This window comes from Pseudomonas sp. B33.4, assembly GCF_034555375.1.
In the GTDB taxonomy this organism is placed as follows: domain Bacteria; phylum Pseudomonadota; class Gammaproteobacteria; order Pseudomonadales; family Pseudomonadaceae; genus Aquipseudomonas.
On record NZ_CP140706.1, the window covers coordinates 6114428 to 6126592 of the forward strand.

Here is a 12165-nt window from a genome sequence, read left to right on the forward strand (position 1 = left end):
CCTGCACCAAAGATTCGGTGCGCTATCTTTCACCCCTCATCCAAAGGACCCCGGATGCTTGAACTTGTCGCCGCTTTCATCTGCCTCACCACCCTCCTCACCTTCGTCAACTTCCGCTTCATCGGCCTGCCGCCGACCATCGGCGTGATGGTTACCGCGTTGATGTTTTCCCTGCTGCTGCAAGGCCTGAGCGTACTCGGCTACCCCGGCCTCGAAGAACGCGTACAGCAACTGATCGGCCAGATCGACTTCGGCGATCTGCTGATGAACTGGATGCTGTCGTTCCTGCTGTTCGCCGGCGCCCTGCACGTCAACCTCAACGACCTGCGCAGCTATCGCTGGCCCATCGGACTGTTGGCAACCTTCGGTGTGTTGATCGCCACTACCGTGATCGGCAGCCTCGCCTATTACATCTTTGCCCTGTTCGGCTGGCACGTAAGCTTCCTTTACTGCCTGTTGTTCGGCGCACTGATTTCGCCAACTGACCCGATCGCCGTGCTTGGTGTGCTGCGTACCGCCAATGCCTCGAAACCGTTGAAAACCACCATCGTCGGCGAATCGCTGTTCAACGACGGCACCGCCGTAGTGGTGTTCACCGTTTTGCTCGGTATCGCCCAGCTCGGCGAAACCCCGACCATCAGTGCCACCGCGATGCTATTCGTTCACGAAGCGATTGGCGGTGTGCTGTTTGGCGGGCTGATCGGTTACCTGGTCTATCGGATGATCAAGAGCATCGAGCAGCACCAGATCACCGTGATGCTGACCCTGGCGCTGGTCATTGGCGGTTCGGCGATGGCCACCGAGATTCATGTGTCAGCACCGATTGCGATGGTGGTTGCTGGTCTGATCATCGGTAACGTCGGGCGCAATCTGGCGATGAATGAGATGACTCGCCGTTATCTCGACGGTTTTTGGGAGTTGCTCGACGACATGCTTAACGCGCTGCTGTTCGCGCTGATCGGCATGGAGCTGTTGCTGCTGCCGTTCAACTGGCTGCACATGGCCGCGGCAGGTTTGCTGGCGGTGGCGATTCTGTTGTCGCGCCTGCTCACCGTGGCCCCGGCGATTGTGCTGCTACGGCGCTGGCGCACAGTGCCCGCCGGCACCATTCGCATTCTGACCTGGGGTGGTTTGCGCGGCGGTGTTTCGGTGGCACTGGCGCTGGCCCTGCCGCTGGGCCCGGAGCGTGACCTGCTGCTGAGCATCACCTACATCGTGGTGCTGTCATCGATCCTGTTGCAGGGCCTGACCATCGGCAAACTGGTCAAGCATGCAACGCGCCATGAGCCGAAAGCTGCGACTGAATCTGCGCACTGACGTATCACTGCGGCGCCGTCTGGCGGGCAGTGCTCAGCACTGCCTCAACCTGCCCGGCAGCGTGTAACAGATCGCTGTCGGCTCTGAACGCGCCAATCATTTGCAGGCCAATGGGCAACGCCCCGGTTTTGCGGACGAGCGGAAGGTTGATTTGCGGCAAGCCAAACGCCATCCACAACTTGCTGAAATCCGAAGGCCCGGTCGCCCCAAGGCCCAACGGCGCGACGATGCCGCAGCTCGCACCCAACAAGGCGTCAAACGGTTGGAATATCGGCTCCAGCACAGCGGCTAACGTTGCCAAGCGCTTCTTCGCCGCTGACTCTTGCGCCCACGTCGTCAGACGGGCGCGCTCGATCATGGCCAACAATTCCTCACTGAGTTGGTCAGGGTGCGCTTGCAGCTCTTTGGCCAGTGATCGGGCGCCCTCGCAATCGTTGATCAACAGATGATCATCGAATACCGACGCAAACGCCTCAGGCAGCACCACCTCGCTCACTTGATGACCCGCCGAGCGCAAATCTTCAACAGCAGCTTCCAGCGCTGCGGCCACCTCTTCATCGACCTGATCCCAACGCGCCGTACGACAGAAGCCGAACGTGCAAACGCTCTGTTCGTGAGCAAGCGGCGGGAGACCGGAGATCAAGACTTGCGCCATCAGCTCCAGATCGCGCACCGAGCGGCCATACCACCCCACCGTGTCGAAACTCGGCGCCAATGGCTTTACCCCTTCCAGTGAAACCAGCCCGTACGAGGGTTTGAACGCGTACAGACCGCAGTAGGAGGCCGGCTTGATCAATGACCCGGCGGTCTGCGTGCCCAATGCGAGCGGAAAAAAACCGGCCGCCATCCCCGCTGCCGAGCCGGCACTGGAACTTCCCGGAGTTCTGTCGAGATGATGCGGATTGCGGGTTGGCCCGGTGTGCATGTAAGCGAATTCGGTGGTGTGGGTTTTGCCCATGATCACCGCCCCGGCCTGGCGCAGAAGCGTGACGACATGGGCGTCACGCGAAGGACGGTTATCCTCATAGATCGGCGAGTAAAAACGAGTGGGATGATCCGCACTGTCATAGATGTCTTTGACGCCCACGGGCACACCCGCCAGCAAGCCTTTTGCGCCGCTGTTTTTCAGATGCCGGGCCTGGCTGCGAACTGCGTCCGGGTCGAACGAAACAAACGCTTTTATGTCCTGTTCATGCGCGTCGACACAGTCAAGGAAATGCTCGGCGACGGTCTCGGGGCTCACGGCCTGCGAACGAACCCGCTCAGCAATGGCGGTGGCGTCTGCCTGATTAAAATTGTGCATAAACTGCCTGCAAGTCAGTGAAGCCCTTTATCTCGATGGGGTTTGCGGCAGGATCGCGAAAGAACATGGTTGCCTGCTCACCGGGCTCTCCGGGAAAACGAATGTGTGGACGAAGCACAAATTGCACTCCGCCTTCGATCAAGCGCTCCTTTAACGCGACCCAGTCCGACATCTCGAGGATCACGCCGAGATGGGGCATCGGCACGTCATGCTCGCCGACTTTCCCGGTATTGCTGACCGCAAAGGGTTCGCCCAAGTGCAACGACAATTGATGGCCGAAAAAATCGAAATCGACCCACGTGTCGGTACTGCGACCTTCTTTACACCCCAGCAAACCTCCATAAAAATCGCGGGAAGCCTGCAAGTCACGGACGTGCATAGCGAGATGAAAAATCGACTGCATAAGGAACTCCTGACGATCACCGGACGACGGAAACAGCGGGATGGTTGAAGACTGTGCGGTTTCGATCAAAAGAGATAGCCTGTAATTCTTACTGCTATCGAAAGCATTATTTATGGACACGCGATATTTAAAGAGCCTGATCACCGTCGTCGAATGCGGCTCGATCGCCCATGCTGCGCGCCTTGAAGGACTGACGGCTGCTGCGATCAGTCAGCGCATTCTCGCGCTCGAACGGCAACTCGGCTTTGAGCTGTTGTCCCGTGTGGGCCATGCTGCCAAGCCGAGCCAGGCCTGCCTCGATTTACTGCCCCGGGCCAAACGCATCGTTCGCGAAGTGGCGTTACTGGCGGGAGATGCCGACGTCGCAGGGCTGACGGGACAGTTGCGCATAGGCGCGATTTCCACCGTTTTGACCGGGCTGTTGCCGGGAACACTGCGCACATTGACCGAGTTGGCGCCTGGGCTGACGCCAGTGATCGTTCCGGGAACATCGCGGTCGTTGTATCAGGCGCTGCTCTCAGGGGAAGTGCATGCGGCGATCCTCGTGATGCCGCCGTTCGAGTTGCCCAAAGCGCTGCAAGCGGTGTCCCTGCGCAAGGAGCCGCTGGTGTTTCTGTCAAAGGAAAAGTCCGCGCTGAGCATCCCCGCACAACTGACGAGCCAGCCCTACATCCGCTACGACCCGGACGCATGGGGCGGACGGCACGCCGAGCAGTATCTGGCGGACCATGAACTGACGCCCACGTCGCTGGTCGATCTGGATGCACTGGAAACCATTGCCATGCTCGTGACGGGCGGCATGGGCGTGAGCCTGGTGCCCTATTGGTCCGGTTTTGAGCAATGGGGCCATCAATGCGCGGTGAGCCAGATTGGCAGTGATCGCTATGACCGGGAGATTGCGCTGATCAGCCCGGCCCAGACCGATCGGCCAAACATGATCAGCGCATTGTGCGCGGCACTTTCAACGGCCACGCCTCAACGTTCTGAATCCTTCTTCGACTCGCCTTGATCCTCATCAGGGCCGCTGGATTTCGGCTTCCCGCTTTCACTGCGAATCTGCGCGTGGCTGATCAGCGCAAAGATAAAACTACCGCCAATGATATTCCCGGCCAGCGTGGGGCCGGCGAAGACCATCCAGAAATCACTCCACGGCAGTTCGCCGGCGAACACCAGATACGACACTTCCGCCGAACCCACCACAATGTGAGTGAAATCGCCGAGTGCCATGAAATAGGTGATGAGGATGATGATCCACATCTTCGCGCTCTCCATGGAAGGGATCATCCAGACCATGGTGGCGATCATCCAGCCGGAAACGATGCCCTTGGCGAACATCTGGCTGGCATGGTTTTCCATGACCTTGCGGCCGATCTCGAGGAAGGCGTGGTCAGTCTTGGTGTCGAATATCGGCAACTCGAGCATCACGTACGCCACCAGAATCGTGCCACACAGGTTGCCGACCAACACCACGGTCCACAGGCGGATCAGGCGGCCGAAATTCCGCATCGTTGGTTTGGTCATGACCGGCAGCACGGCGGTCAGCGTGTTTTCGGTGAACAACTGCTGGCGTGCGAGGATCACCGCAAGAAAGCCTGCGCAGTAGCCGAAACTGGCGATCACCTTGAATTCGTCGCCCTCGGGCAGGCGTGAATTGAGTAAACCCATGCCCATCAATGACAGGCCCATGGTCAACCCGGCCGCCAGCGCCGACCACCAGAGTGCGGCGATGCTGCGCTCCAGTTCCTGATCGCCTTGAGAGCGGATGATTTCATGCAGGACGGCCGCGCGGGGCGGCTGGCTTTTCTCGACTTCGTGCTGTTCTTTGGCCGAGAGGTCGGGGGTTTTGCCGTCGGTGGGGGTGGTCATGGCGTGGCAACCGTGGGGGGTGGTGTTTAGCTACGACTCCCGCGGCTCACGACTGTTCAGTGGTCAGATGATTCTTCGGTGATTTTGAAAGCGCTTTCGCGAGCAGGCTCGCTCCCACAGGTTCACGCTATACCTGTGGGAGCGAGCCTGCTCGCGAAGGGCGCGCCGCCAATGTCACTTGGTAACTAATTCATCTTCCTGAAACTGGTCTTTGACGTATTTGATTTCAGTGCGGCCGTGCGGCGCCGGCAAGCCGTCTTCGCCGAGGTTCACAAACACCATTTTCTCAACCGTCAGAATGCTTTTGCGAGTGATCTTGTTGCGCACTTCGCAGGTCAGGGTGATCGAGGTGCGGCCGAACTCGGTGGCGGTGATGCCCAGTTCGATGATGTCGCCCTGGCGCGAGGCGCTGACGAAGTTGATTTCGGAAATGTACTTGGTCACCACGCGCTGATTGCCCAACTGGACGATGGCGTAAATCGCCGCTTCTTCGTCGATCCAGCGCAGCAGGCTGCCGCCGAACAGGGTGCCGTTGGGGTTGAGGTCTTCGGGTTTTACCCATTTGCGGGTGTGGAAATTCATGGGGGACGGACTCCGAGGTGTTTGGGCATTAGGTTTACTCCCCCAGCTTCAAGTTGCAAGCGACAAGCTGCAAGTAAAAGCCGAGCCGCTGTTACTTGTCGCTTGCGGCTTGCCACTCGCAGCTCAAAGAAAGCTATAATCGCCACCGTTTCAAAACGGTCATCTTCAATTGATACCGTTTTCCCGCCACCTGTCCGAGGGGCGCTGCAGCAGGTTCAACCTGTCAGGCTCGGATGGGGCGTTGACTGGCTCAGGCCAGACACTAAACGCACAACGGCGCCCATTCGCATACATTACGAATGGAGGCTCTTCATGAGCGCTGTTATCACGCCTGCAGATTTTAACGATTACAAAGTTGCCGACATGTCCCTGGCTGCCTGGGGCCGTCGCGAAACCATCATCGCCGAATCGGAAATGCCGGCTCTGATGGGTCTGCGTCGCAAGTACTCCGGCGAACAGCCGTTGAAAGGCGCCAAGATCCTCGGCTGCATCCACATGACCATTCAGACTGCCGTGCTGATCGAAACCCTGGTTGCCCTGGGTGCCGAAGTACGCTGGTCGTCCTGCAACATTTTCTCCACTCAGGATCAGGCTGCTGCCGCTATCGCTGCTGCCGGCATCCCGGTTTTCGCCTGGAAAGGCGAAACTGAAGAAGAGTACGAGTGGTGCCTGGAGCAGACCATCCTGAAGGATGGCCAGCCATGGGACGCCAACATGATCCTCGACGACGGCGGCGACCTGACTCAGCTGCTGCACGACAAGTACCCACAAGTACTGGACCGCGTACACGGCGTGACCGAAGAAACCACCACCGGCGTACACCGTCTGCTGGACATGCTGGCCAAGGGCGAGCTGAAAATCCCGGCCATCAACGTCAACGACTCGGTGACCAAGTCCAAGAACGACAACAAGTACGGCTGCCGTCACAGCCTGAACGACGCGATCAAGCGCGGTACCGACCACCTGCTGTCCGGCAAGCAAGCGCTGGTCATCGGTTACGGTGACGTGGGCAAGGGCTCCGCTCAGTCCCTGCGTCAGGAAGGCATGATCGTTAAGGTCTCCGAAGTTGACCCGATCTGCGCCATGCAAGCTTGCATGGACGGTTTCGAACTGGTTTCGCCGTTCATCGACGGTATCAACAACGGCACCGAAGCGAGCATCGACAAAGCGCTGCTGGGCAAGATCGACCTGATCGTGACCACCACCGGTAACGTCAATGTTTGCGACGCGAACATGCTCAAAGCGCTGAAGAAGCGTGCTGTTGTCTGCAACATCGGTCACTTCGACAACGAAATCGACACCGCTTTCATGCGCAAGAACTGGGCATGGGAAGAAGTGAAGCCACAGGTACACAAGATCCACCGTACCGGCGCTGGCGCTTTCGACGCTCAGAACGATGACTACCTGATCCTGCTGGCCGAAGGCCGTCTGGTCAACCTGGGCAACGCCACTGGTCACCCAAGCCGCATCATGGACGGCTCGTTCGCCAACCAGGTTCTGGCGCAGATCTTCCTGTTCGGCCAGAAGTACGCCGACCTGTCGCCAGCCCAGAAAGCCGAGCGTCTGACCGTTGAAGTACTGCCGAAGAAACTCGACGAAGAAGTAGCTCTGGAAATGGTTCGCGGCTTCGGCGGCGTGGTCACGCAACTGACCAAGCAACAGGCTGACTACATCGGCGTCACCGTCGAAGGTCCGTTCAAGCCGCACGCTTACCGCTACTAAGTTAAGAGCAGCTGCGAGCTTCTAGCTTCAAGCGGCAAGCGAGGTCAAAAGCCGGACTTGCCGTGCGAAGCCTGAGGCTCTGCCATCATTTCAAAACAGCGTCAGGCTACAGGCTACTTGCACAAGAGATCAGCGCACCTCCGCTCCTCTTGCAGCTCGTAGCTTGCAGCTTGTGGCTGGAGGTCCCCTCCGATGTCTCAAGACCGTCGCTACAGCTTCGAGTTCTTCCCGACCAAGACCGATGCTGGGCATGAAAAACTGCTCGCCACTGCCCGTCAGCTGGCCACTTACAACCCTGATTTCTTCTCCTGCACCTATGGCGCTGGTGGTTCGACCCGTGATCGCACCCTCAACACCGTTCTGCAACTGGAAAGCGAAGTCAAAGTACCGGCCGCACCGCACCTGTCGTGCGTCGGCGACAGCAAGGACGACCTGCGCGGCCTGCTGAACGAGTACAAGGCTGCTGGCATCAAGCGCATCGTCGCCCTGCGCGGTGATCTGCCGTCCGGCATGGGCATGACCAGCGGTGAGCTGCGTCACGCCAATGAACTGGTGGAATTCATTCGTGAAGAAACCGGCGATCATTTCCACATCGAAGTTGCCGCTTACCCGGAGATGCATCCGCAAGCACGCAACTACGAAGACGATCTCGCCAATTTCGTGCGCAAGGCTCGCGCTGGCGCCGACAGCGCGATCACCCAGTACTTCTTCAACGCCGACAGTTACTTCTACTTCGTCGACCGTTTGCAGGCGCAGGGTGTCGATCTGCCGATCGTGCCGGGGATCATGCCGATCACCAACTACAGCAAACTCGCGCGCTTCTCCGATGCCTGCGGTGCGGAAATCCCGCGCTGGATCCGCAAGCAACTGGAAGCCTACGGCGATGACACGCAAAGCATTCAGCGCTTTGGCGAGCAAGTCGTCAGCGAGATGTGCGAGCGTCTGTTGCAGGGCGGCGCACCGGGGCTGCATTTTTATTCCATGAACCAGGCTGAGCCTAGTCTGGCGATCTGGAATAACCTGAAGTTACCGCGTTGAAGCAGCTGCAAGCTTCAAGCTGAAAGCAACAAGCAAGATCAAGAGATCGCAGCCTTCGGCAGCTCCTACAAGGGTTGTTGAAGTTGCGATTTTTTGCGTTTAAAGGCCCGAAACAGAGCTTGTGCAGGCACTTTCTGGCTCTTTCGCGTTTCTCGTCGTAATCTCAAGCCATGCCTTTGATCACGCAGTTATTCGCCGTGCTGGTTTTTGCTTGCCTGAGCTTCGCCGCTAGGGGCGAGAAGCTACGTATTGTCACCGAGCCGTGGGCGCCGTACGTGTATGAAGAAGGCGGCAAGAACCTCGGGCTCGACTACGAAACCACAGCCATCGTCTTCAAGCGACTGGGCATTGAAGTCGAATGGCAATTCCTGCCGTGGAAGCGCTGCCTGTCGATGCTTGAAACCGGTCAGGCCGACGGTGCACTGGATATTTTTCACAGTGATGAACGCGACGCGACCCTGCTTTACCCAAGCGAGCCGCTGTCGGACGTCGAGTTCGTGATGTTCTACGCCAACGACAGGCCGCACCCGTTCAGCAAACTGGAAGAACTCAAAGGCCTGACCATCGGCACTTCGCCGGGCTATCTATACAGCCCGGATTTTCGCGAGTCGACGCTGTTTAACCGAGAACCGGCACCGACCCACGAAGCCAACTTCGGCAAATTGGTGCGCGGACGTATCGACTTGCTGATCACTGATCGCCGCGTCGGCCAGCATTTGCTCGATGAGCTGAACATTCGCGATCAGATCACTGAAAACCCTACCGTCATTAGCCGCCAAAGCCAGTTTCTGGCGGTTCGGCGCAATGCCGGCATGGATTTATTGGTGCAGCGGTTTGGCGCCGAACTCAAGCGCTTCAAGCGCGAACCAGCCTACGCCGAGCTGAGCGCACGCTACGGCGCCGCCCCCGCCAGCAGCCCTTCAATGAATTCAGCCACCGCCAACAGCAAAACCGTTGAGCAGCAGGAAAGCAGCGCGCAGTGATTGCTCTGTTATACTCCGGCGTTCCCGCCAGGCTCACGCCCGGACGCCCGGAACCGTAACAGGCCTCTCGACCCGCTACAGCGCAGCTTTGCAGCCCGCGCGAGCGCTCCAGACGTGCCTTCGGAACCGCAGCAGGACCGGACGGGATTGCGTCCTCTTAAACGCCATTCGCGCCAGGCAAGACTCCCATTGGGCCAAGCCCTAACTAAAACAGGATTACTCATGTCCTTTGCTTCCCTCGGTCTCTCCGAGGCTTTAGTCCGCGCCATCGAAGATGCGGGCTATACCGAGCCTACTCCGGTGCAACAGCGGGCCATTCCCGCCGTGTTGCAAGGTCGCGACCTGATGGTTGCGGCACAGACAGGTACCGGTAAAACCGGCGGTTTCGCCCTTCCGATCCTGGAGCGGTTGTTCCCCAACGGTCACCCGGACAAATCCCAGCGTCATGGCCCGCGCCAACCGCGCGTACTGGTCCTGACCCCGACCCGCGAACTCGCGGCCCAGGTACACGAGAGCTTCAAGATCTACGCCCGTGACCTGAAATTCGTCAGCGCCTGCATCTTCGGCGGCGTCGGCATGAACCCGCAGGTTCAGGCCATGTCCCGTGGCGTCGACGTGCTCGTTGCCTGCCCGGGTCGTTTGCTCGATCTGTGTGGCCAGGGCAGCGTTGACCTGTCTCACGTGGAAATCCTCGTCCTCGACGAAGCCGACCGCATGCTCGACATGGGTTTCGTGCACGACGTGAAGAAAGTGCTCGCGCGCCTGCCGTCCAAGCGTCAGAACCTGCTGTTCTCGGCGACGTTCTCCAAGGACATCACCGACCTCGCCGGCAAGCTGCTGCACAACCCGGAACGCATCGAAGTGACGCCGCCGAACACCACGGTCGAGCGCATCGAACAACGCGTGTTCCGTCTGCCGGCCAGCCACAAGCGTGCGCTGCTGGCACACCTGATCACCGCTGGCGCGTGGGAACAGGTGCTGGTGTTCACCCGCACCAAGCACGGCGCCAACCGTCTGGCCGAGTACCTGGACAAGCACGGCCTGCCGGCTGTGGCGATCCACGGTAACAAGAGCCAGAACGCGCGCACCAAAGCGCTGGCCGACTTCAAGGCCAACCAGGTACGCATTCTGGTTGCCACCGACATCGCCGCACGCGGTCTGGACATCGATCAATTGCCACACGTGGTCAACTTCGAACTGCCGAACGTCGATGAAGATTACGTCCACCGTATCGGCCGTACCGGCCGTGCCGGTCGTTCGGGCGAGGCGATTTCGCTGGTCGCACCGGACGAAGAAAAACTGCTGAAAAGCATCGAACGCATGACCAAGCAGAAAATCGCCGACGGCGACCTGATGGGCTTCGATTCGAGCACCATTGAAGCCGAGAAGCCGGAAGTGCGCGAGCGTCCGGACGTGCGCAACCCGCGCAATCCACGTGGCCCACGCGGCGACGGCCCGAATGGCGGCGGCGGTGGCGGCGGTCGTAAAGACAAAGGCAAAGACAAGGGCAAGGAAAAACCGGCCGGTGAACGCGGCGAGCGTCCTGCCCGTCAGCAGAAACCGCGCGAAGGCACCCCAGCCCGCGAACAGCGTCCGAGCCAGCCGCCACGTGCGGCAGCTGATCGCGCACCGGACGAGTTCCTCGACGACGATATCGATAACTTCGGTAACCGCGTTGATTACGTACCGAAGCCGGCTCCTGCTGGCGGCCGTGGTCGTCGTCCAGGCGCACCGGCTCAGGGCGCAGGCGCAGGTTCCGGCGCACCACGCGGCGGTCAGTCGCAAGGTCGCCAGAACGGTCCGCGCAACAGCAACGGTTCGAGCACCGGCACGCCGCCGGCAAAACGCAGCGGCCCGCGCAACGGCGCACCGCGTGATGGTCAGTCGGGTCGTCGCGACGAGTCCTCCTCGTCGTCGCGCAACCGTCGCCCGGCCCGTGACGATCAGCCACGCAGCGAGCCAGCCGTACAGAACCCGCGCAGCACCGGGCCGAAGATCATGCACAAGGAATCGAAAGCCGACCGCTTCCCGACGCCTGAGCAGCTCGATCAACTGCCAAGCCGCCCGCGTGGCGAAAAACCAGCCTTGCTGACCCGCAATCGCTGATTTCACGCTGCAGTGAAAAATGCCCCGCCTCGAAAGAGCCGGGGCATTTTTATGGGCGACTCAAACCCGCTTTCTGTAGGAGCTGCCGAAGGCTGCGATCTTTTGATCTTGATCTGCAAAAAGCCAGGATCAAAAGATCGCAGCCTTCGGCAGCTCCTACAGGGGGAATTGTGTTGTGACGGGCAATAAAAAACGCCCCCGGCCTTTCGACCGGGGGCGTTTTTGTGTGGCGAGCGAAAGTTACTTAACTTTCACGCCTTCCAGCGAGATGTCCAGATCCGCAGTTTGCGAGGTAGGGCCTGGGCCCTTGATCCCGAAATCTTTCAGGTTGAGGGTGGTCTTGGCATTGAAGCCAGCACGCTCGCCGCCCCATGGATCCTCGCCTTCACCGTTGAACGTGGCTTTGAAGGTCACCGGCTTGGTCACGCCGTGCAGGGTCAGATCGCCAGTCACATCAGCAGTCTTTTCACCGGTCGATTTAACGGCAGTGGAGACGAACTTGGCATCAGCAAACTTGCCCACGTCGAGGAAATCCTTGCTGGCGATGTGCTTGTCACGTTCAGCGTGGTTCGACCACAGGCTGGCAGTTTTCACATCAACGGAGATCTTGCTGGCTTCAGGCTTGGCCGAATCCCACGAGAAAGTACCGTCGAAATCTTTGAAAGTACCGTGGATGAAGCTGTAACCCAGGTGGCTGATTTTCCAGTCAACGAAGGCGTGCTGGCCTTCCTTGTCGATTTTGTAGTCCGCAGCCATGGCCTGACCAGCCGAGAGCAGTGCAGAACCGATTGCCAGAGCGGCCAGAGTCTTTTTCAACATGCTTTCTTTTCCTTTGAGTCGAGGTT

At 59.4% G+C, this 12165-nt stretch carries 11 protein-coding genes and 1 riboswitch; of the genes, 6 read left to right on the top strand and 5 right to left on the bottom strand.

The genetic code is table 11. The features are described from left to right. The first annotated feature begins 54 nt into the window (after positions 1 to 54). On the top strand, positions 55 to 1317 hold the full coding sequence (locus tag U6037_RS27105) for a sodium:proton antiporter (protein ID WP_322845110.1): 1263 nt from the start codon (positions 55 to 57) through the stop codon (positions 1315 to 1317). A gap of 4 nt (positions 1318 to 1321) precedes the next feature. Here U6037_RS27105 and U6037_RS27110 read toward each other — a convergent pair whose 3' ends face one another. Together U6037_RS27110 and U6037_RS27115 are read right to left on the bottom strand one after the other, a co-directional pair. Further along, complete coding sequence (locus U6037_RS27110) at positions 1322 to 2620, bottom strand: amidase (protein ID WP_322845111.1); 1299 nt, start codon at positions 2618 to 2620, stop codon at positions 1322 to 1324. Next, positions 2607 to 3023 (bottom strand): VOC family protein, encoded by a 417-nt coding sequence (locus U6037_RS27115; protein ID WP_322845112.1) that lies wholly within the window; start codon positions 3021 to 3023, stop codon positions 2607 to 2609. Before U6037_RS27115 ends, U6037_RS27110 begins: the two co-directional genes overlap by 14 nt. A 112-nt stretch (positions 3024 to 3135) precedes the next feature. Between U6037_RS27115 and U6037_RS27120 the strand changes: the two genes are divergently transcribed. Beyond that, a complete protein-coding gene (locus U6037_RS27120) occupies positions 3136 to 4032 on the top strand; it encodes a LysR family transcriptional regulator (protein WP_322845113.1) in 897 nt (298 codons plus the stop codon). On the opposite strand, the gene U6037_RS27125 is transcribed toward U6037_RS27120, so the two are convergent. Both U6037_RS27125 and U6037_RS27130 read right to left on the bottom strand, forming a co-directional pair. Next, positions 3999 to 4889 (bottom strand): formate/nitrite transporter family protein, encoded by an 891-nt coding sequence (locus U6037_RS27125; RefSeq protein ID WP_322845114.1) that lies wholly within the window; start codon positions 4887 to 4889, stop codon positions 3999 to 4001. The genes U6037_RS27120 and U6037_RS27125 overlap by 34 nt on opposite strands. Positions 4890 to 5063: 174 nt before the next feature. Further along, entirely contained in the window at positions 5064 to 5471 is a 408-nt protein-coding gene (locus tag U6037_RS27130) for an acyl-CoA thioesterase (RefSeq protein WP_016984776.1), read from the bottom strand. 190 nt (positions 5472 to 5661) lie between these two features. Next, positions 5662 to 5760, top strand: a riboswitch (S-adenosyl-L-homocysteine riboswitch). Between the two features lie 23 nt (positions 5761 to 5783). Between U6037_RS27130 and ahcY the strand changes: the two genes are divergently transcribed. The 4 genes from ahcY (at position 5784) to U6037_RS27150 (ending at position 11320) form a co-directional block, all read left to right on the top strand. After that, positions 5784 to 7193, top strand: coding sequence for an adenosylhomocysteinase (ahcY, locus tag U6037_RS27135; RefSeq protein ID WP_105709344.1), 1410 nt, complete (start codon positions 5784 to 5786; stop codon positions 7191 to 7193). Between the two features lie 192 nt (positions 7194 to 7385). Continuing rightward, entirely contained in the window at positions 7386 to 8231 is an 846-nt protein-coding gene (gene metF, locus U6037_RS27140) for a methylenetetrahydrofolate reductase [NAD(P)H] (protein WP_064388104.1), read from the top strand. Between the two features lie 170 nt (positions 8232 to 8401). Beyond that, positions 8402 to 9214, top strand: a complete 813-nt coding sequence (locus tag U6037_RS27145) for a substrate-binding periplasmic protein (protein ID WP_322845115.1) — start codon at positions 8402 to 8404, stop codon at positions 9212 to 9214. 222 nt (positions 9215 to 9436) lie between these two features. Continuing rightward, positions 9437 to 11320 carry a DEAD/DEAH box helicase gene (locus tag U6037_RS27150; RefSeq protein ID WP_322845116.1) on the top strand — a complete coding sequence of 628 codons (1884 nt, stop codon included), beginning with the start codon at positions 9437 to 9439 and terminating at the stop codon, positions 11318 to 11320. Positions 11321 to 11560: 240 nt separating this feature from the next. Here U6037_RS27150 and U6037_RS27155 read toward each other — a convergent pair whose 3' ends face one another. Next, a complete protein-coding gene (locus U6037_RS27155; RefSeq protein WP_322845117.1) occupies positions 11561 to 12139 on the bottom strand; it encodes a YceI family protein in 579 nt (192 codons plus the stop codon). Positions 12140 to 12165: the final 26 nt, after the last annotated feature.